The following is a 20,345-nucleotide window of genomic DNA, read 5'->3' as shown; positions in this document are numbered from 1 at the left end:
GGCCCAGGGACTTCAGCCCGCCGCCGTGCAGCGCCAGAAGTCGCGCATCAGGGGCGTCGGGGTCGGGTTCCGCATGCCCACCTGGGTGAGCAGGATCGCGACCGTGCCGGTGGGCGGGACGATGTGAGCCGTGGTACCGGTGCCGCCGACCCAGCCGTAGCGGCCCGGGACGTTCCACGGGTCGACCGGGGTGACGTCGACCTGGCCGCCGTAGCCCCAGCCCTGGTCCTCCAGGAACAGGGCGCCGATCTCGCGTTGGCGTGCCGTGAGGTGGTTGGTGGTCATACGGCTGACCGCGCCGGGGGACAGCAGGCGGTGCCCGTTCGCCGTGCCGGCGCCGAGGATCAGCCGGGCGAAGGCCAGCCAGTCGTCCGCCGTGGAGGCGAGGCCTCCGCCGCCGGAGGGGAACGCCGGGACCGTGCTCCAGTCGCCGTCCGGGGCGTCCGCGAGTTCCAGCGCGCCCGACCGCCCGACGCGGTAGTAGCTCGTGAAGCGGTCCCGTTTCGACGCCAGTACCTCGAACGCCGTGTCCTTCATGCCGAGCGGCTCGAAGATCCGTTCCGCCAGGAACTCCGGGAGCGTACGGCCCGACGCCCGCGCGACCAGGATGCCCTGCAGGTTGGACGATGTGTCGTAGAGCCAGGCCTCGCCCGGCTGGTACGCCATGGGCACCCGGGCGAGCGCGGCCAGCCAGGTGTCCGGATCCGGGTACGCCTGCGGCTCACGGCCGTCCTTCTGGACGTCGAACAGTGCCTGGACGGCGGGCAGCGAGAAGTCGGACGGGAAACCCCAGCCGGTGCGCGAGCTGAGCAGGTCCTCGACAGTGATCGGGCGGGCCGCGGGGACCACGTCGTCCACCGGGGCGTCGGGGGTGCGCACCACGTTCGGCTTCGCCAGCTCCGGCAGCCACTCCTCGACCGGGTCGTCGATCCCGACCAGCCCGTCCTCCACCAGCATCAGCACCGCCGCGGCCGTGATCGGCTTGGTGATCGAGGCGATCCGGAAGATCGTGTCCCGGGCCATCGGGGCGGTGCCCTGGGCGTCCACGGAGCCGACGGTCACCACCTCGACGTCGTCACCGCGGGCCACCAGGCCGAGAGCACCCGGGACCGACCCGTCGTCCACATACCGTCGCAGGATGTCGTGCAGATCGCTCATGGCTCGGCCTTCCGGTCCGGGTGATCGTCGTACGTACGACCCCTCCCGCGACGGAAAGTCATCGGAGAGCGCCGGGCGGACCTACGTCCCCGCCGGATCCACCGTCGCCTGATGAGCCTGAGCCAGATGCTCCTCCGCCTTCAGCCAGGGCAGGAACTGCGCGCCCTTGCGCCACCCGCACGTGTCACAGCTGATCGTGCGCTGTACGCCCGACCGCCGCACCCGCACGACGTGTTCGCGTCCGTGCTGGTCCCAGCGGCTCACCTTGCTCGTGTTGATCTCCAGCATGCTGCCTCCAGGGGCCGCGACCTGTGAGTCGGTCGACGCAGCAAGGAGTGTGCAGCAAGACCAACATCAACGGGGGATCCTTCACACCGAGTTGTCCAAGCCGTGCTCTGACGCCCGGTCCGCGCGGGAGCAGCCCACGGGAGCCTCAGTCGATCGTCCTCGGCAGGCGCAGGCTCAGCAGACCGGTCACGGCGATCGCCCCCAGCTGCACGAGCAGCGTGGTGATCAGGGCGTCCCGCATGCCCAGGCCGGGGACGAGGGAGAGGAACAGGGTGCCGAGGGTGGCCACGCCGAGGGCCAGCGCGGACTGCTGGGTGGTGGTCATCACGCCGCTGCCGACGCCGGCCCGGGCGGACGGCACCTCCGACAGCACGATCCGGAAGATCACCGGGAGTTGGAGCGCCTGGCCCACCCCCGCGACCGCGCCGCCCGGGAGCAGGGCGAGCAGGCCGAGGTCCGGCCAGGAACGCCACGCGGCCAGCGCGATCAGGGCTATGCCCAGCGCCTGCAGCAGGGCGCCCGCGGTCACCACCCGGGTGCCGTACCGGGTGATCAGGCGTGGTCCGGCGATCGAGGTGACGAGGAACGTCACCGCCAGCGGAGCCAGCGCCAGACCCGCCTGGACGGGGCCGAGGCCGGCGCCCTCCTGCAGGGCCACCGCGATCACGAACATGAAGCCGCTGAACCCGACGGAGAACGGCAGGATCATCACCAGTCCGCGCCGCAGCGACACCAGCGCGAACAGGCTCGGCGGCACCAGTGGCGTACGGCCCAGCCGGTCCGCCCGGCGCTCGACCGCGTAGAACGCCGCCGCCACGCCGGGGAAGGCGGCCAGCGACAGCCACGTCCACAACGGCCAGCCCGACGCCCGGCCCTCGGTCAGCGGGACCAGCAGAGTGAGCAGCGCGGCGGCCAGCAGGACCGTGCCGGGGCCGTCCACCGGCTCGGGGCGCCGCGCCCGGGTCTCCGGGACCGCGCGGGCCGCGAGGACCAGGCCGACCAGGACGACCGGCACGTTCACCAGGAACACCGCGCGCCAGCCGGTGCCGGCGATGTCGGCGGACACCAGAACGCCGCCGAGGATCTGGCCGAGCACCATGGACAGGCCGGCCGTGGCGCCGTACAGACCCATCGCCTTGGCCCGGCGCGGGCCCGCGGTCGCCGCCTGGATGGTGGCGAGGACCTGCGGCAGCATCGCGGCGGACGCCGCGCCCTGCGCGACCCGGGCCGCCACCAGGGTCCAGGCGGTGGGCGCGAGCCCGCAGGCCAGTGAGGTCAGGCCGAAGGCGGCCATGCCGCCCAGGAAGAACCGGCGCCGTCCGAACAGGTCGCCGAGGCGACCGCCCAGGACGAGCAGGACGGCGTACGCGAGGCCGTACCCGGAGACCACGAGTTCCAGGACGGACTCGCTCGCCGAGAGGTCCGCGCCGATGGTGGGAAGGGCGACGTTGACGATGAAGAAGTCGATGAGGGGCAGTGCCGCGGCCAGCAGCACGGTGAAGAGTCCGAGTCCGCCGAGCGAGGGTGGCGCCACGGGGGAGCGGACCTGGTGCGAGGTGATGGTTTCGGTCACGCTCCACAGCCTGCGACCGCCGTGAGACTGGTACCAGAGTCTCTTTATCCTGGTACAAGAACCACCTGGAAACAGGGTCCGGGCGCAGGCAGGCTGGAGGGCATGACCACCATGGCAGACATGGCCGACGTGGCTGACACGGCCCAGGAGAGCATGCCCGGAGCCGCGCAGGGGCCCGCCGTGTCGGAGATCCGGCGGCACGAGCTCGCCGCCTTCCTGCGCCACCGCCGCGAGCACATCACCCCGGAGCAGGTCGGCCTGCCGCGCGGCAGGCGGCGCCGCACCCCGGGACTGCGCCGTGAGGAGGTCGCCCAGCTCGCCGCGGTCGGCGTCACCTGGTACACGTGGCTCGAACAGGCGCGGGCCATCCAGGTCTCCGTCCAGGTCCTCGACGCCCTCGCCCGCGCCCTGCTGCTCGACCCCAGCGAACGCGCGCACCTGTTCCAGCTCGCCGGAGCCGTGGACCCGACGCCGGCCACCGTCTGCCCGTCGATCACCCCGGCGCTGCGGACGGTGCTGGAGCAGCTGGAGCCGGTGCCGGCCTGCGTGCAGAACAGCCGGTACGACATCCTCGCCTACAACCGCACCTACGGTCTGCTGCTGTGCGACCTGGACGCGGTGCCGCCCGAGGACCGCAACTGCATGCTGCTCTGCTACACCCACGACGAGTGGCGCTCCTCGATCGTGCGCCTGGAGGAGACCCAGCGCCTGATGGCCGCCCGGCTCCGCGCCACGATGGCCGGCCACCTCGCCGAGCCCGCCTGGAAGATGCTGCTCAAGCGGCTGCGCGCGGAGTCCCCGGACTTCCGCGAGGCCTGGGAGCGGCACGAGGTCGGCACGCACCGGGTGCGGCGCAAGGAGTTCCTCAACCGGTACGTCGGCCGTCTGGTCGTCGACCACACCGACCTGTGGCTGGGACCGGAGGCCGGGCCGCGCGTGGTGACGTACGTGCCCTGCGACGAGGAGTCGCGGCAGCGGCTGGAGCGGCTGCACGCACTCGCGCTGGAGCGGGAGGGGGAACGGGAGCGGGAGCCGGAGAACCGGGAGAACGGGGTGGCCCTGTCCTGCGGATGACTCTCCGAAGTGCGGGAACTCGGTGATCGGAAGGTGAGGTACCGACCACGAGGAGAGTCATGGCCGAGCAGAAGTCGACACTGGATTTCCCGCAACCGCTGCGAGCGGCCGCCTCGGTACTGCGCAAGGTTCCCGGCGCCGGGACGGTGGGCCGGGCGGCCGAGGGCGCGCTGGACAAGGTCGGAGCGGTGTCGCCGCGCGGGCGGCGGATCGCCGTGTACACCGGTGCCGGAGTGCTGGGTGTCGCGGGAGTCGTGGAGTGGCCCGTCGCGGTCACCGGAGCGGCGGTGGCGTGGCTGACGCAGCCACGGCGTGCGGAGACGGACGGGAAGAGCGAGGCTGAGGAGAGCCAGAGGGCCGAGGGCGCCGGAGCCGTCGGTGGACCGGAGGGTGCGGGCCGCCACGCCGATGTGCCGGGCGGCGATACGCCGACGCCGCAGGTGCTGGCGTCCCACGCCCCGTCGGGCGCGGGGCGTACGGCGGTGCCGAGGACGCCCTCCGACAAGTTGCCCACCCACCATGCGGCCCCTGCCGCGGGGGCCCGGCATGAGCGTACGAGCGGCTGAGGGAGCGTGATGAGCACAGGACTTCTCACCCGCCCGACAGCGGTCGCCGCCGACCTCGTGCTGGCCGGTCCGCGGCTGCTGGCGCGCGGGGCGGCTCCGGCGGTCGGCGCGGCCGCCGGAGCCGCGGCGGGCACGGCCCGCGCCGGCGTACGCGGCGCGGACTTCGCCCTCCGCATGGCCCGGGTCGCCCGGACGGCGGCCCCGGGCCGCCACACCCGCGACTGGCGTTCGGGAACCCGGGCCCACTTCGCACTGCGCGCGCAGACAGAGACACCACGACGGACCCCACCAAAGACAACAGAGACGCCCGAGGCGATAGAGACCGCCGAGACAACAGAGGCGACAGAGACAACACAGGCGACAGAGACAACAGAGGCGACAGAGACAACACAGGCGACAGAGGCTACAGAGACAACCGAGGCGCCAGAGAGGCCGGAAACCCCTTCCCCCCGCACCGAACACCTCGCCCGCCGGGTCGCCGCCGCCCTCGCCGAGCACCCTGACGTGGCGCTCGCGTACTGGGACCGCGGGCTGGAGCGGCTGGTCGTGGTCGCGGTCGAGGACGCCGTCAGTGACGAGGTGATGGAGCGCGCGTCCGCGCTGGCGGAGCGGCACGGGTTGGTCCCCGTGGGCGGCGACGACGTGGAGGAGCTGACGCACCCCGGTGATCCGGCCTCCGTGCGGACCACCGCCCTGGCGCTCGGCGCCGACGCGCTGGGTGCCGCGGCCGCCTTCACCGCGTCGGCGCTGCGGCTGCCGCCCTCGCCCCGGCTGGTGACGGCGACGGTGACCCTGCTGCGGGAGAATCCCCGCTTCCGTTCCTGGCTGCGCGCCCGGCTCGGCGGTTCCCGGATGGACGTGGCGCTGGCCTCCGCCAACGCGGTCGTGCACGGCGTCGGCCAGACCCCCACCTCGCTGCTGCTCGACGGCACCCTGCGCGGCTGCCAGCTCGGGGAGGCGCTCGCCCGTACGGCCACCTTCGAGACCGTGCACGACGAGCTGTGCGCCCCGGACCGGGACAGCGTCCCGGCGGACCCGACGCTGCGCCCGCCGCTGCGGACCTCGCCCGCCCAGGAGTACGCCGCGCACGCCTCCGCCGGCAGCCTGCTGGGCGCCGTCGCCGCGATGCTCGTCAAGCACGACGTCGCCGAGGCCGCCGAGGCGGTCCTGGCCGGCTCGCCCAAGGCCGCCCGGTACGGTCCCGCCGCCTTCCACGCCGTCCTCAGCGCCGCCCTGTCCGGGACGGGTGTGCTGGTGCGCGACCCGGACCGGCTGCGGCAGCTGGAGATGGCCGGCACCGTCGTCCTCCACCCGAGCGCGCTGCGCACCCCCGGAGCCGGCGCGGACCCCTGGACGGAGGCCGTCCTCGACGCCGCCCGGCGCGCCGGACTGCGGGTCGTGGTCGTGGACGATCCCGCGCTCGCCGACTTCACCGGCCTCGCCGACCAGGTGGTCGGCGCCGACCGTCCGCTGGGCGAGGTGGTGGACGAACTGCGCCACGAGGGCGGTGTCATCACCGTCGCCCGGCCCCGCCCGCACGCCGACGCCGACGTCACCGAAGGGCTCCTGCGCGGTGACGTGGCCGTCGCCGTCACCGACGCGGACGGTCAGGTGGTGTGGGGTGCGGACGTCCTGGCCCCGCACGGCCTGACCGACGTATGGCGGCTGCTGAGCGCCGTACCCGTGGCCCGTGCGGTCGGCCACCGGTCGCAGACCCTGGCCCGGTCCGGCGCCGCGCTGTCCGGGCTGCTGGTGGCCGTCGGCGAGTCCCGCCGGGGCAACGGTTCGCCCCTGCCCGGACTGCGGCACGCGCCCGTCGACGTGAGCGCCGCCGCGGCCCTGCTCAGCGGGGCCCGCGCGGCCCTCCGCGTGGCGCTGACCCGCGCCCCCCACCCCAGGCCCCGGGTGGCCTGGCACGAACTGGACCCGGACGACGTCCGCGACCGGCTGGCGCGGGAGGCGCCCCCGGAGCCGGGCGCCGTCGAACAGGCGACGGCCCGGATGCGCACGGCCGCCGACACCGTCGTACGACTGCCCGCGCTGGCCCCCGCACGCTGGTCGCTGCAACTCGGCCGGGCCGTACGGAACGAGCTCGACGATCCGCTCACCCCGGTGCTGGTGGTCGGGTCGGCCGCGTCGGCGATCCTCGGGTCGGTCGTGGACGCCCTGCTGGTCGTCGGCGCCCTCGACCTGAACGCGCTGGTCGGCGGGTTCCAGCGGCTGCGGGCCGAGCGGGCGCTGTCCGGGCTGCTGGCGCAGCAGAAGCAGAAGGCGCGGGTCGCGGACTCCCCCGAGGAGACCCATGTCGTGGACGCCGCCAAGCTCAGCCCCGGCGACGTCATCGACCTCAAGGCCGACGACGTGGTCCCGGCCGACGCCCGGCTGCTGTGGGAGGACGGCCTGGAGGTCGACGAGTCCGCGCTGACCGGCGAGTCCCTGCCCGTCGACAAGGACATGGACCCGGCCCCGCACGCCTCCGTCGCCGAACGGCACTGCATGGTCTTCGAGGGGACGACCGTGGTGGCCGGACGCGCCCAGGCGGTCGTCGTGGACACCGGCGAGCGCACCGAGGCCGCCCGCGCCGTCGCCCTCGCCGCCCGGGTCCCGCCGGCCAAGGGGGTGCAGGCCCGGCTGCAGGAACTCACCCGCAAGGCCATGCCGTTGACGATGGCGGGCGGCGCCGCGGTGACCGGCCTGTCACTCCTGCGGGGTACGCCGATCCGGCAGGCGGTGAGCGGTGGCGTGGCCGTCGCGGTGGCCGCCGTACCGGAAGGGCTGCCGCTGGTGGCGACGGTGGCGCAGCTGGCCGCCGCCCGCCGGCTGAGCAGCCGCGGAGTCCTCGTCCGCGCCCCGCGCACACTGGAGGCGCTGGGCCGGATGGACACCATCTGCTTCGACAAGACCGGCACCCTCACCGAGAACCGGCTGCGCCTGGTCCGCGTGGCCGACGCCGACGGCACCGTCCACACCCTCGACGAGCCCGGCGCGGCCGGCCCGCTGCGGACCGCCGCCCGCGCCTGCCCCCAGCTCAACGGCGACTCGGCCCGCCAGCCGCACGCCACCGACGAGGCCGTCCTGGACGCCGCAGGACCCGACGAGGACTGGGAGCAGATCGAGGGCCTGCCCTTCGAGGCGGCCCGCGGGTACGCCGCCGCCGTCGGCCGGGACGGGGACGGTTCCCCGGTGCTGGTGGTCAAGGGCGCCCCGGAGACCGTGCTGCCCGCCTGCGCCGTCCTGCCCGCCCACATCTGGGACCGGTCCCACTCCCTGGCCGGTCACGGGCTGCGGGTCCTCGCGGTGGCCCGGCGCCCGCTGAAATCGGGCGAGAAGGCGGCGGACGTACTCGACGAGCCCCTGGACGCACTGGAGTTCACCGGCTTCCTCGCCCTCGCCGACGTGGCCCGCGAGTCGTCCCCGGCGCTGGTGCGGGGGCTGCGGGAGGCGGGTGTACGGCCGGTCGTGCTGACCGGCGACCACCCGCAGACCGCCCGCGCCATCGCCGCCGACCTGGGCTGGCCACAGGACGCGAGCGTGGTCACCGGCGATGAACTCGGCGCCGCCGACCGCTCGGCCCGGGCCCGGATGCTGCGGGACGCCGACGTGGTCGCCCGGGTCGCGCCCGAGCAGAAACTCATGGTCGTCGAAGCGCTGCGGGACGCCGGCCGGGTCGTCGGCATGGTCGGCGACGGCGCCAACGACGCGGCCGCCATCCGCGCCGCCGACATCGGCGTGGGCCTCCAGGCCCGCGGCTCGGCCGCCGCGCGCAACGCCGCCGACATCGTGCTCACCGACGACGACATGACGGTCCTCATCGAGGCGGTCCGCGAAGGCCGCGCCCTGTGGCACAGCGTCGCCGACGCCATCGCGATCCTCATCGGCGGCAACGCGGGCGAGGTCGGCTTCGGCATCGTCGGCACCCTGCTCTCGGGCGCCGCCCCCCTGTCCACCCGTCAGATGCTCCTGGTCAACCTGTTCACGGACCTGTTCCCGGCGATGGCCGTCGCGGTCACACCGACCCAGCAGGAGGAGGAACCCGCAGACGAGGGCCCCGGCGGACCCCTCGCCACCTCCGTCCTGGGCGCCCCGCTGATCCGCCAGATCCGCCACCGCGCCCTCACCACCTGCCTCGGCGCGACCGTCGCCTGGCTCTTCGGCCGCTTCACCCCGGGCACGGCCCGGCGCTCCACCACGATGGCCCTCTGCGCGGTGGTGGGCACCCAGCTGGCCCAGACCCTGGCCGACCGCCGCGGCAGCCCCCTGGTCCAGATCACGTCCCTGGGCTCGGCCGTCGCGCTGGTGGCGCTGGTCGAGACCCCGGTGGTGAGCCAGCTCTTCGGCTGCACGCCGCTGGGCCCGGTGGCGTGGGCGGCCGTGGCACTGGCGATCGCGTCGGCGCTGGCGGGCCAGAGGGCGCTGCCCGCGGTGGAGGAGGCGATCGTCAAGCGCTGGCCGAAGCTGGCCGTGCAACTGACCTGACGAGGGTCTTTCGTCGTTGCAGTGATCGCCCCCGGGAACCCTGGGGGCGATCACTGTTCACGCGTGCCTGCGGATGAGTTGCCGATCAGTCGATACGGTCGCTCAGTCGTTCAGGCCCAGTACCTTCGGGTCGTCGCTGGGGAAGCCCCTGGGCATGCCCGGCACGTCGATGGTGCGCCCGTACACGCCGGCCAGGAACTCGACGGCACCGACCGGGAACTCTGACCAGTCGCCGTTGGCTCCGCGGACGACAACTGGCCATGCGTCGGGGTCCGCGGGGCTCGTCTTCCAGTAGAAGGAGTCCCCCGAATTGGACGCCGCCCATTCGATCAGGCCTCCCGGCTGCGGGTAGGGGACGTAGTTCTCGGTGTCGCCCATCTCGTACAGATCCTGCAGGATCTCGTCCTCCCGGGACTCGGACGCCCACAACGCCTCGGTGCCGGGCAGGGGGACGGACACGCTCAGGAAGTCGTCGATGACCAGCACCGGGTACGCCTCCGCCAGAGCGCGGAAGTCCGAGGGCAGCGCCGTCCCGAGGACCGCCTCAAGGGCGGCCCAGTCCACGCTGTGCCCTGCCGGCACACGCCACGGTGTCATCGCCGGAAGCGCGACCTCCAGCTCTTCGATCCTCAGCATGTCGTCTGCCAATCTGTGCTCGGAGCCGGCGCAAAGAACGGCTCGGGTACCAAAGCCGCGATGGAGAAGGGCTCGAACTCCGGGTCGGCCACCACCCGGTAAATGAACTCGGGTGTGGACATGTCCAACTGACGCCACTCCCGGTACCCCCGCCCTCGTGTCACGATGGGCCACTCCTCTGCCCCCTTCCCGTTGGCCAGCCAGTGATACTCACCTTCGGCCTGACTGAAGCCCCATGGGATGAGCCCCACTTGACCCGACTGATAGATCCGATACGGCGCGTACAGCGGGTCGTGGGCCTCGGCAGGAGCGTCAGCACTCAAACCCCGCCAGGTGTTGGCGAGATCGAAGGCTCCTCCAGGAGCGACGGAAAGGATTTGCAGGAAGTCGGAGAAGAGCCCTTTCCCGAAGACCGCGGCAAGGCGCTTGTAATCCTCGGGCAGTGACAGAGCAAGACGCTCCTCGGTATCACCCCAGGACATGTCCCCTTGACGCGGCTCCCAATGGGTTACTTCCACCAGTCGGTCGATCCACATGCTGACCCCCCGCTTTCTGCCGCTATCGAATCTCATCACAGACGGCTTCGGTCCGTGGGGACGGGTTCGAATGCCGGCATGGGTCGCAGGGCGTTGTCGATATCGGCGACCTGTGCCGGGGTGAGGAATTCCTTTTCCACGACGCTCCCGATGAGGATGCCACCGTCGGACGTCTCCACAGATTGCGCCGCGATGGCTGATGTTCCACCGCCGCCTGGCGCCAGTTTCCGACTTGCTTATACGAGACTCAAGCGCTCCAACAAGGTGAAGAAAAGATCCTCTGCGAAAGGATCAGCCTCCTTTTGGAAGACCTCGGCCAGCGGTTCCCTTGCCACCAGGCGCCCCGTCAAGTGAGCCCAATTGACGGCGTGTGTCGCAGCCTGTTCTGGTGTCAACATCCAGTCCTCCAGCTGCTGCCCCTCCGCAGCCAGATAGCCCGCCATTGCTTTGGGACCCAGACAGGCAGTCCAAGCCCCATTACTGGAGTCGGCGGCCTCGATCACCACGCAATCACTGTCCATCACAAATCCGACAATCGCAGGCCTGCCGGTTTCCTCGGCAAGAGCAAGGGCCAGGTCATCGGCCTTGATGCCAGGCTCTGCCGGATGCTCCCAGACCTGCCAATCTCCCGACAGGCGCCGACTCAGTGTCAAACCTGGGGTCGCCTGCGTACAGGCCAGACCGCCAAGGGGGGAAGCAGATTCGGCAACAGCGAAATATCCCCAATATCCCATCGCTTCTCCCGTATAACTGTTCTGTCGCATTCTGCGCCAGAGGCGGTGCATACCCACGCCGACGCAACAATATCTTACTGCCGCCCCGGCGAGAAGAAGGTGGTCGGTGAGCGGGCTCCTCCTGCCCGGAGAATGAACAGGAGGAGCCCGTCACGACTTACCGATCACTCGTTCACGGAAACACCGGAACAAATATCGGGCCGTCGACAGGCGCAGGCGTCCATGGATTGTTCGACCAGTCGTGATTGGTGATGTTCCTTTGCCACCAGTCCCGGAATTTGTCCAGCGTGCCTGGACCCGGCTCCTTGACAGGCTCCTGAATCAGTTCGGGAACAACGATGGGCGGGGGCGTCCCCTTGGCGGCGGTGTGCGTCCGCACCCTCCTACACGCCGGTGATCCTGCAAGGGACCTCGGCGGTCAAGTCCGGCAGCTGGACCACCCGCTCCTCCACCAGCTACCTCGGCGGCAAGTCCTACTCCAGCGGGTCCAAGCGGATCCGCCCCGACTACGGCCTCGTGTAATACACCTGTCGCTCCCTCACCTCGCGCAGCAGCAAATCACCCGCGTACGGCCGGAACTTCACCCAGTTCTCCGGGTACCCCAGCAAGTGGTCCGTGACCCGGATGCTGGTCATCTCCTTGATGAAGGGGCTCTCGCCGCCCAGCGCCAGCAGGCGTTCCAGGAAGTGTGCGCAGCGCTGTGCGAGCGCCGCGTCCAGGGGAGCGGCCGCCAGGAGCGGCGTCAGCTGCCCGCGCACAAAGATCTCACTGATCAGGGTGTACGCCCCGATTTCGGCGGGAGGGCGCCCCATCTGTTCCGCGTCCTCGCGTTCGTCCTCCTCCAGGTCGAGGATCGACTCCCGTTGCTCCGGGAAGCACTCCCAGAGGAGGTTCCGCACGAGCACGGCCGCCGTGGGGCCGGTGACCCCGTGCTGAGCGTCGTCCGCCGCTTCCGGCATGGTGCTTGTTCCTTCGTTCGTAGCGCGTAGCTGTCTGCCGACAGCTCTGGTCGTTCTGTCGGGAGAGCGCCCCCCGAGTCGGTCTTCCCCGGCAAGGGGCACCTTCTCGGGGGGCGCTCAACCGAGGCCGCTGCCGACCGTCAGTCGCAGAGCGGCGTCAGCCGTCAAGCGACCTCGGGCACCGGGCAGCCGCCGGTCACGTCGCAGGGCTGATCGCCTCGGAAGAGCGAGCGCAGGCCGTCCCAGATGAACAGGAGGTCACCCAGGGCGCCCGCCCCATTCAACACCTTGGGCAGCTTGGGCTCGCCCTTGAGCCTCGGCACCCCGTGCGGGTTCGGCTCGAACGTGCCACCCGAGATGGCCTTCATCGACGGCGCCCGCCACATGCGCTCACCTGCCGATTTCACCGCGTTGTGGACCTCCTTGTTCTCCTTGAGGAGTTTGGTCACCGCGCCGTTCTCGTCGACCGTGTTCAGGGCCTTCCACAGTTCGTCCGCCTCGGCCAGGGCGACGTTGCGGTCAGCCTCGGAGAGATGGACCTTCTTGTCCGGCTTGCGGTCGTCCTCAAGGAGCTTCGTCAGCCGGGTCAGCTGGTCGGCGGCGTCCGCCACATGCCAGAGGCCCTTGGTCTGCTTGCCCGTCTTGAGTTCGTTGAGAAGTGCGGAGCCGACCTTGCCGTCCCCGACCTCCGCGACAGACCCCGGCTTGAGGTAGATGTCGCCGAGGATTCCGCGCAGTCTGTCGTTCTCGACCGTGGGTGCCACCGCCGCGGCCGGCGTCAGGAAGCTGCTGCCGACTCCGCCGCCGCCACAGGTGTTACCGATCTCCGGTACGCCCGGTGCGCAGGGGAGATGGCCGTCCAACTCGACGAACGAGACGGGGTTGCCGCCTGTGAACGCGTAACGGTTTCCGGTGTACGGGTCCGCCCCGAGACTCATGTCGGCGAGCGCTCCGGTGTACATGTCCCGGGTCGTGAAGCGGTTGAGCCCGGGGTCGTAGTCCCGGAAACCCATGTCGTACGTGCCGGACCGGGCGTCCCAGCGTTTCGCGTTGTAGCGGTACGGGTTGTAGGCCTCCTTGGTGGGGTCAGTGGTGTCGGGCTTGTCGATTCCGGTGAACTCGGACTTGTCGTCCTTGCCGTACGCCGTGTAGCCGTACGTCGCCTTCGTGTCGCCGTTCTTGTCCGTCAGCGTCTCGACGTCGGTGTGGCTGTTGTAGCCGTAGTAGCCGTCCTCCGTCGTGCCGTCGGTGTTGTGTTTGATCTGCGACAGGCGTTCGCCCCAGGGACCGTACTGGTACGACTTGGTCAGCCGGCTGCCGACCTTCTCGTCCAGGATGTCGCCGGACAGCCCCAGGTACTCGTAGTCCGTGGTCTTGCCGTCCGCCGTCATCGACGTGGTGCGGTTCAGCGGGTCGAAGGTGTACTTTGTCGACTTCAGTGCACCGGTGTCGTCCATCTGCTGGGACTCCACGACCTGGTCGAAGCCGTCGTACACGTTCCGCTGGATCACCTTGCCCGCGGACGTGACGGACTCCTGACGCCCGTACGGGTCATAGGTGTACTTGGCCGTCGCGCCGCCCGACGTCATCGTCAGGAGCCGGTTGCGGTCGTAGTCGAATGCGGTGCTCGTCCCGCCCACCGTCTGGCTCACGACGTTGGCGTTGTCGTCATGGACGTACGTCTCCGTCGCCGCCCCGTTGCCCGTCTTGACCGACTTGGCCAGGCGGTCCGCCGGGTCATAGGTGTAGTCCGTCGTGGAGGACAGGTACGCCACGTGGTCATCGGCGTTCATCTTCTTCGCGACGTCCTGCGCCCTGTTCCCGTTCGGGTCGTAGGCGTACGCGTGGGAAGCGACGAGTGTCCCGTTCTGCTTTTTCTCCGCCGTCGACTTCAGTGAGCCGTCCAGGTAGTACGTGTAGTCGACCGTGTTGGCGTTGCCCTTCGTCTCCTTCAGCTTCTGAGCGCGCGGCGTGTAGGTGTACGAAGTGACCTTTGGAGAGGCGTCCGTGGGCGTCTTGCCCACCGATACCGTCTGCACCAACTCCCGCAGGTCATACGTGTACTTGGAGAACTGGTCGGGGTGCGTGACCGTCTCCGGCTTGCCGTCCGCGTCGTAGGTGAAGGACGTGGTCCTCCTGTCCTGCCCGGCGCGCGACTCGGTCACCTTCTCGACCTCGTTGAGATCCGTGTACGTGATCGCGTAGCCGTCGATGTCCGCGCCCGGTGTCGCGTCCTTGATGGATGTGAGGTTGCCGTTGGTGTCGTAGGCGTACGAGAAGTCGCGCTTCTGGTCCGTGACGGGATCACCCGACGTGTCCCGGACCAGTTTCACCGCGTCAGCGACCACGACTCCTCCGCTGTTCGCGAACAGCTGGATCTTGGCGTCGCCTCCCTGCTGGAAGGTGTACGAACCGACCGGAACCCAGGACCCGGTGGCGGCGGTCTGGTCGACCGTCTTGTCCACCGAACCCGTCGCGTGCGTCAGCGTGTACTTCGCCGTCGTCGCCGCGCCCGTCACCTTGGGGTATTTCACGTATGCCGTGTACGTGCCGTCCTTCGGGATGTTCAGCGTCCACGTGAAGGAGTCGGAGCCGCTGCCTGCCGCGTGCGTGCGGTGGTCATAGCCCTGCTGGCCGGTGGCGTCACCCGTCGTCCACGTACCCGTGGACGACGTGTTCTGCGTGTCGGAGTTGTCGACGAGGACCACCGACCTCCCGACCGGAATGCCGTCGTCCGTACGGGACTTGAGCTTTCCGTCGGGATAGTACGACCACGCCATGGTGCGTGAGGAATCGCCGCCCGCCGAGGTGAGCGTGCGCCGCGACTGCTGGCCGAGGTCGGTGTACTCGTACGTCGTGAGGATGTCCCACGGGTCCGTCGACGACTTCGTCCAGCCGTTGTCGAAGTACGTGTATGTCGTGTCGTTGCGGACCGACTGGCCCTGCGACGGCGGCAGTGACGTCTTTGCGACACGGCCCACGGCGTCGTAGTCCGTGCGCGTATAGACGTCCGCCTTGTTGTATCGGGCGTCGTTGGGGTCGTACGGCTGGAACTGCTTGACCGGACGGTTCAGCGCGTCGTACTCCGTGCGCGCCGTGAAGGCGACTGTGGAACCCGCCGCAGAGGCGCGCGGCGTGATCAACTTCGTGGTGTTGCCGACCTGGTCGTACTCGTACTTGGTCGAACGCGTACTGATGCCGTCGTACGGGACCTTTGCCTCGGTCGGCTTGCCCCGCTCGTCGTAGGTGATGGTGGCGGTGTTGTTCTCCGCGTCCGTCGTCGAGGTCACGAGCGCGTCCTTGTCATAGCCGCGCTTGCTGGTCCTGCCTGCCGCGTCCGTGACCTCGACGACCCGGTGGTCGAGGTCGTACGCCGTCTTGGACGTGAAGTCGTCGGGGTCGGCAGTGGCGTTCTTCTTGGGATCCAGGACCTTCACGACGTTGCCGACGGAGTCGTACACATACGAGACCACGTCACCCTTGACGTTCACCACCGATGTCAACTGGTAGATCTCGTCGTAGTAGTTGGACGTGGTGTATGAGCCCGCCGTCGCACCCGTCAGGTTCCCCTTGGGCTCCGTGGCCGCCTTGAGGTTGCCGACCTTGTCGTATGCGTAGGTGGACTTCCGCTCGTCGGACGTGTCGGTGTCCTTGGGCGCCGTCGCCCAGCGGATCTGGTCGGCGTCGTCGTAACCGGCCGTCGACACTGCTCCATTGGGCGCCGTCGCCTGCGTAACGTTGTCGTTCGCGTCGTACTGCGGCGCCGGCGTGGTGATGAGCACGCCCGCCTTCTGGTCCTTCGGCACCGTGTTGATCAGCGGACGGCCGAAGGTGTCGTAGGTCTGCGTGGTCTTCAGAGCCAGTCCGTCCCTGTCCTGGGTGACCTGGGTGACCTGGCCCCGCTCGTCATACACGTACGATGCCGACTTCTGCAGTGCGTCCGTGATGGTCGCCGGGAAACCGGTCGGCCCGAACGCGCTGTTCGCGGTCACGTGACCGTTCGCGTCCGTCACCTTGGTCAATTGACCGTAGGCGTCGTACTCGTACGCGGTGGTGTAGTCCCCGGCCGTGGTCGTCGCCACGCCCTTGGGGTCGGTGACCGTCTTCAGGTTGCCGAACGAGTCGTACCCGAACTGCCAGGCACGGCCCTCCGGAGACGTCTTGCGGTAAAGGTCGGCCGAGAACCCGTCCGCCCTCGTCTGGTACTCGTACCTCGACGCGTCGGCCGGGTACGTGCCCGGCGCGCAGTCGGACTGCGCCGGTACGCCCGCCTTGTTGTTCTCCGCGTCGCGCGACCAGAGCGGGTAGCCAGTCTTCTGGTCGTAGCAGTACGCGGTCTTCGCCCCGTTGGCCTCCTCCAGGTACGTGACGTTGTTGTCCGCGTCCCAGCTCATCTTCGTGGCCTGGGACTTGGCGTTGGTCGTCTGGACCGGGCGGCCGAAGTCGTCCGTGACGTACTGCGTCGCGTGCGTCTCGGGGTCGGTGACCGTGGTGTCGGTGAACTTCGTGTTCGCGGTGTCGGCCGCGTACGCGAAGCCGGTGTCGCCCTGCAGACGGTCGGTGATCGTCTTCGTCCACCAGTGGTACGTCGGGTCGTCACCGTTCTGCGGCGCGTAGTACGCCAGGTTGGTGTCGTGGCCGCGCGGGTCGGTGGCCGTGACCAGCTTGACGTTCTTGTTGCCCTGGGTGGCGTCGTAGGTGAACTTGAAGACCTTCGGCTGGGTGGAGCCGTCACCGTCGGTGAACTGCCCGAGCAGGCCCTTCGTCGTGTAGAAGAAGGAGATCTTGCGGCCCGAGATGTCCGTCATGGACTTCACGTGGTCGTAGATCTTCGAGTTGGTCAGGTTGGTGCCGCTGACCTTGGCGCCCGTGTCGTCGATGTAGTCGTACGACGCGTCGCCCTTCTTGTAGTAGTCGACCCTCAGGGACTGACGGGAGGCCGGGTCGGTGATGTACGTGAGGAACTTGGTCGGCTTGTTGTTGGACTTGCGCTCCTCGTACGTGTAGGTCTGCGTGTTGCCGTTCTTGTCGACCGTGGACGTCAGATAGCCGTCGCAGCCGAAGAGGAAACGGGTGCCGTCGGGACGCAGGAGCGTCCAGGCGTCCGGGACCGGGTCCTTGTCCGGCGTGCAGTCCAGGCCCGCCTTCATCGTGACCTTGTAGTGCACGCCCGCCGGCGCCTTCCACGATCCGTCCGCCTGCTTGCGGAAGACGTGCGTGGTGCCGTCACCGTCCGGGAGACGGATCTCCGTCGGATTCGGGTTCGGGTGGAAGTCCAGCGGCGCGCCGAGGCGTATCGGCCCTGCCGCCTGGCCGGACCAGCCCGCGCCGAGCACCGTGTCGGAGGTGTCGAGCGAGTTGTACGAGAAGCGGGCGAAGGTGGTCAGTCCCCGGCCGGGGTTCGTGAACGCGTTGTACGACCAGACGCTGTTGCCCGAGGCCAGGTTGTTCATCACCGTCGAACCGGCGCCGGTGTTCTTGCCGGTGTACGAGTAGAACTTCTCCAGGCCCAGGGTGTTGGAGGTGGGGTCCTCGACCGCCACGTTCTGCTTCAGGGACGGGATGCCGCCGGTTCCGGCGGACAGCCAGCTGCCGTCGGAGACCTTCTTGACGTCCCAGCCCAGCACGTAGTCGGTGCGCTTGCTGCCCGAGTCCGAGTTGATCGGCGTGTTGACCGTGGCCCTGATGGTCGCCGACTGGCCCGGCGAGAGCGCCGGGATGGCCGTGGAGGCCTGGTTGCCGCCGGTCGTCACGTCCGTGCCGTCGGGGAGCTTCCAGGTGTACGACATCACGCGCTCGCCGGACGCCCAGGCGCTGGACGTGGTGTTGGTGACGGTCATGTCCACCGTGTAGGTGGAGTTGGGGGTCATCCGGGCCGGGGTCTGCGGCGCGTAGTACGTGTCGTCGGTCGTCGAGTCCACGTAGATGACGCGCAGCAGCGGGCCGAGCTGCGGGTCGGGCGCCTCCGAGGACAGGAACAGGGTGCGTTCCTGCGGGCCGGTGGTGGTCTCGTCCTTCAGCTTGACCAGGGCGCCCTTGTTGCTGGACGGCGTCTTGGTCCAGCCCTGGGTGAGGCTGGTGGCGTCCCACCAGTGCCGGCCGACCTCGGAGACCGTGCCGACCGTGTCCGAGACGGTGCCCGAGTAGTCGCCGCCCGCCGCCGTCCACGCCGTGGTCGACGTGGCGTTGTTCCACGTCGCCGTCGTCTCGGCGAAGTCCTTGGTCAGGCCATGGAGTTCATAGATCGCCCCGTCGGTGCCGGTCGTGGTCTCCGCGCCCCACATGAACAGGCGCGACTCCAGCACCGTGGCCGTGGTCGGGATGCTCGACGTGGTGAACTTCATGGCCGCGCGGGTCTTGCCGTACGTCGAGGAGTTGTTGCCGACGCTCAGCCACTTCTGGCCGACACCGAAGGAGGCGATGGTGTCCTCGTTGGTGGTCGGCTGCGCGGACGACAGGGTCGTGTCGGTCACCCCGGACGTGCCCTGGATCAGCCGCATGGTGCGGCCCGCCTTCGGCACGCCGACGATCCGGGTCGGTGAGCCGAGCAGCTGGCCGTTCTTGGTCTTCACCGCGAGCTGGTAGTAGTACGACCGCCCGATCTCCACCGAGGAGGAGTCCGGCGTCGGGGTCGCGGTGGTGTCCGTGTACGCCGTGACCGCCTTGTCGACCGGAGCGACCAGGGTCGCCGCGGACGGTGTGAACGCCTGCTGCGTGGAACGGTGCAGCTGGTACTCGGCGATGTCCAGGCCGGTGTCGCCGGTGGTGTTCGTGTACGCCTTCCACGACAGCTCGGGACCTGTGCCGTGCACGACGGTCGGTGAGTTGAGCGTCGTGCCGACCTTGCCGTAGGTGACGGTCAGGCGGGGAATGGTCGCGGTCTCGCCGCCGTAGTCGCCGTCGCCGGACTCGTAGCGCGGGCCGCCGGTCGGGGCGGTGGCCGACTCGTCGGTGGCCTTGAGCACGAACCCGTTGTTGGCCGTGCCGTTCAGCCACTGCTGCACGGTGTCGGTGACCGGGAACTTGTGCCACTGGTTGTACTCGCCGGTGTTCTTCACGATCGACGCCGGGTTGGTGAACCGCACCGCGTCCGCGATCACCGCCGTCGACGCGGAGGCCGGGCCGTCGCCGAGGACGACCTTGCCCGCCGTGCCCTTGGCGAAGTTGATCTGCGAGCCGCCGTTGAGCGCGGCCCACACACCGTTGGTACCGGTCTGCTGGTTGACCGTGTAGGTGGCGGTGCCGTCCTGGGACGTCACCGTGTACGGCGCGTTGGTGGCCCGGTCGGTCGCCGCCACATAGTGGGCCTCGACCTTGTAGCTGGCCGCTTCCTTGATGTCCGGCTGCCAGGTGTAGGTGTCCCCGGCGACGGCGTCCTTGTTGGACCGGTAGTCGGCGCCGATGCCGTACTGGGCCAGCGACGAGGTCGAGGCGGGCCAGGCGCCGACGGCCGCCGTGGTGCCCGCGTCACCGTCGTCCACCTGGACGCTGGTGCCGGACAGCTCACCCACCAGGGAGCTCGTGTTGGACCAGGTCGCTGTCGACTCGGTCCACGCACCCGTCGCCCGGTAGGCGCCGATGGTGACATCGTTGGCATTGGTGGTGTGCGCCTGGTCGAAGTACATCTCCAGACGCGCCGAGTCGATCGTCGTACCCGCCGGGATCTCGCTCAGCGGGAACTTGATCAGCGAGCGGGCGGTACCCGTGTCCGTCTTGCCCGCCGCCAGCTTCCAACTGGTGTTGAAGTTCGTCGACGCCTGGTCGGAGAGGACCATCGTGTCCTGGGAGTCGGACGGCGACGGCGCGATTGTGATCGTCGGATCGATGACGACCGGGTACTGCCGCTCCTTGGCCGCCAGCCACTTCGTGTCCGGAGTGACGGTCAGCTTCCAGGAGTCACCGTCCTTGCTGAGTTTCTGGGTGACCTTGGTGCTGTAGGTCTTCCCGAAGACGGACTTGTCCGCCTTCTTCGCGTCCGTCATGTACGGCGCCGGGATCACCAGCTCCGGCGTGTGCGGCAGCTCCCCGTACAGGGCGATCGAGCCGTCCTCGCGCGCCTTCGGCACCAGCCCGTCGGTGTCCAGCGTGAAGCTGAACTTCAGCGGCCCGGCGGGGCGTTCGGCGAGGGTGATGTTCTCCTTCACCCGGCCCGGGCCCACCGCGTACTCCAGGTCCGCGCCGTGCAGCGCGTTCTTGTACGTGACCGTGGAGCCCTTGGCCGTTGGCTTCAGGCCGCTGTCCGCGCCTTCGGCGCCGAGGGTGACCGAGCGGCCGTCGGGCGTCTCGAAGCGCACCAGCCGGTCCGCGTCCGCACCGAACCAACTCCGGCCCTCATTCGTCGTGTT

At 69.7% G+C, this 20,345-nt stretch carries 12 protein-coding genes; 4 read left to right on the top strand and 8 right to left on the bottom strand.

Annotated features, from left to right (window positions below):
* Positions 1-12: 12 nt before the first annotated feature.
* From ACIBK3_RS22235 to ACIBK3_RS22225, 3 genes are all read right to left on the bottom strand, one after another.
* Positions 13-1,158, bottom strand: a complete 1,146-nt coding sequence (locus tag ACIBK3_RS22235; RefSeq protein ID WP_399367920.1) for a serine hydrolase domain-containing protein — start codon at positions 1,156-1,158, stop codon at positions 13-15.
* An 81-nt stretch (positions 1,159-1,239) separates the two neighbouring features.
* Positions 1,240-1,446, bottom strand: coding sequence for a hypothetical protein (locus ACIBK3_RS22230; protein WP_399367918.1), 207 nt, complete (start codon positions 1,444-1,446; stop codon positions 1,240-1,242).
* Positions 1,447-1,591: 145 nt separating this feature from the next.
* Positions 1,592-3,019, bottom strand: a complete 1,428-nt coding sequence (locus ACIBK3_RS22225) for an MFS transporter (RefSeq protein WP_399367916.1) — start codon at positions 3,017-3,019, stop codon at positions 1,592-1,594.
* 153 nt (positions 3,020-3,172) lie between these two features.
* Here ACIBK3_RS22225 and ACIBK3_RS22220 point away from each other — a divergent pair, with 153 nt between their 5' ends.
* Genes ACIBK3_RS22220 through ACIBK3_RS22210 form a run of 3 tightly spaced genes read left to right on the top strand, consistent with a single transcriptional unit; the run spans position 3,173 to position 9,135 of the window.
* Complete coding sequence (locus ACIBK3_RS22220; RefSeq protein WP_399368896.1) at positions 3,173-4,093, top strand: helix-turn-helix domain-containing protein; 921 nt, start codon at positions 3,173-3,175, stop codon at positions 4,091-4,093.
* Positions 4,094-4,152: 59 nt separating this feature from the next.
* Entirely contained in the window at positions 4,153-4,659 is a 507-nt protein-coding gene (locus ACIBK3_RS22215) for a hypothetical protein (protein ID WP_399367914.1), read from the top strand.
* A gap of 9 nt (positions 4,660-4,668) precedes the next feature.
* Positions 4,669-9,135: an HAD-IC family P-type ATPase gene (locus ACIBK3_RS22210; protein ID WP_399367912.1), complete on the top strand. Its 4,467-nt coding sequence runs from the start codon at positions 4,669-4,671 to the stop codon at positions 9,133-9,135.
* 102 nt (positions 9,136-9,237) lie between these two features.
* On the opposite strand, the gene ACIBK3_RS22205 is transcribed toward ACIBK3_RS22210, so the two are convergent.
* The 3 genes from ACIBK3_RS22205 to ACIBK3_RS22195 form a co-directional block, all read right to left on the bottom strand.
* Positions 9,238-9,771: an SMI1/KNR4 family protein gene (locus ACIBK3_RS22205; protein ID WP_399367910.1), complete on the bottom strand. Its 534-nt coding sequence runs from the start codon at positions 9,769-9,771 to the stop codon at positions 9,238-9,240.
* Positions 9,765-10,307, bottom strand: coding sequence for a hypothetical protein (locus ACIBK3_RS22200; RefSeq protein WP_399367908.1), 543 nt, complete (start codon positions 10,305-10,307; stop codon positions 9,765-9,767). The genes ACIBK3_RS22205 and ACIBK3_RS22200 overlap by 7 nt, the downstream gene beginning before the upstream one ends.
* A 236-nt stretch (positions 10,308-10,543) precedes the next feature.
* Positions 10,544-11,092: a hypothetical protein gene (locus tag ACIBK3_RS22195; RefSeq protein ID WP_399368894.1), complete on the bottom strand. Its 549-nt coding sequence runs from the start codon at positions 11,090-11,092 to the stop codon at positions 10,544-10,546.
* 342 nt (positions 11,093-11,434) lie between these two features.
* On the opposite strand from ACIBK3_RS22195, the gene ACIBK3_RS22190 reads away from it, so the two are divergent.
* The gene (locus ACIBK3_RS22190) at positions 11,435-11,563 is read left to right on the top strand and encodes a hypothetical protein (protein ID WP_399367906.1); all 129 of its coding nucleotides are present in this window, start codon (positions 11,435-11,437) and stop codon (positions 11,561-11,563) included.
* On the opposite strand, the gene ACIBK3_RS22185 is transcribed toward ACIBK3_RS22190, so the two are convergent.
* Together ACIBK3_RS22185 and ACIBK3_RS22180 are read right to left on the bottom strand one after the other, a co-directional pair.
* Positions 11,548-12,000 (bottom strand): hypothetical protein, encoded by a 453-nt coding sequence (locus tag ACIBK3_RS22185; RefSeq protein WP_399367904.1) that lies wholly within the window; start codon positions 11,998-12,000, stop codon positions 11,548-11,550. The two genes, ACIBK3_RS22190 and ACIBK3_RS22185, sit on opposite strands and share 16 nt — an antisense overlap.
* A gap of 164 nt (positions 12,001-12,164) precedes the next feature.
* A complete protein-coding gene (locus ACIBK3_RS22180) occupies positions 12,165-19,775 on the bottom strand; it encodes a DNRLRE domain-containing protein (RefSeq protein ID WP_399368892.1) in 7,611 nt (2,536 codons plus the stop codon).
* Positions 19,776-20,345: the final 570 nt, after the last annotated feature.

It is taken from the genome of Streptomyces sp. NPDC050287, from assembly GCF_044459385.1.
In the GTDB taxonomy this organism is placed as follows: Bacteria; Actinomycetota; Actinomycetes; order Streptomycetales; family Streptomycetaceae; genus Streptomyces.
The sequence above is the reverse complement of the archived record's forward strand: the minus strand, read 5'-3'. Positions and strand labels throughout refer to the sequence as shown.

Bases quoted from the DNA above. Each gene is read 5' to 3' on its own strand.
- ACIBK3_RS22205 (WP_399367910.1), bottom strand. From the start codon at position 9,771: ATGCTGAGGATCGAAGAGCTGGAGGTCGCGCTTCCGGCGATGACACCG.
- ACIBK3_RS22215 (WP_399367914.1), top strand. From the start codon at position 4,153: ATGGCCGAGCAGAAGTCGACACTGGATTTCCCGCAACCGCTGCGAGCG.
- ACIBK3_RS22200 (WP_399367908.1), bottom strand. From the start codon at position 10,307: ATGTGGATCGACCGACTGGTGGAAGTAACCCATTGGGAGCCGCGTCAA.
- ACIBK3_RS22185 (WP_399367904.1), bottom strand. From the start codon at position 12,000: ATGCCGGAAGCGGCGGACGACGCTCAGCACGGGGTCACCGGCCCCACG.
- ACIBK3_RS22220 (WP_399368896.1), top strand. From the start codon at position 3,173: ATGCCCGGAGCCGCGCAGGGGCCCGCCGTGTCGGAGATCCGGCGGCAC.
- ACIBK3_RS22195 (WP_399368894.1), bottom strand. From the start codon at position 11,092: ATGCACCGCCTCTGGCGCAGAATGCGACAGAACAGTTATACGGGAGAA.
- ACIBK3_RS22230 (WP_399367918.1), bottom strand. From the start codon at position 1,446: ATGCTGGAGATCAACACGAGCAAGGTGAGCCGCTGGGACCAGCACGGA.
- ACIBK3_RS22235 (WP_399367920.1), bottom strand. From the start codon at position 1,158: ATGAGCGATCTGCACGACATCCTGCGACGGTATGTGGACGACGGGTCG.
- ACIBK3_RS22180 (WP_399368892.1), bottom strand. From the start codon at position 19,775: ATGGTCCTCTCCGACCAGGCGTCGACGAACTTCAACACCAGTTGGAAG.
- ACIBK3_RS22210 (WP_399367912.1), top strand. From the start codon at position 4,669: ATGAGCACAGGACTTCTCACCCGCCCGACAGCGGTCGCCGCCGACCTC.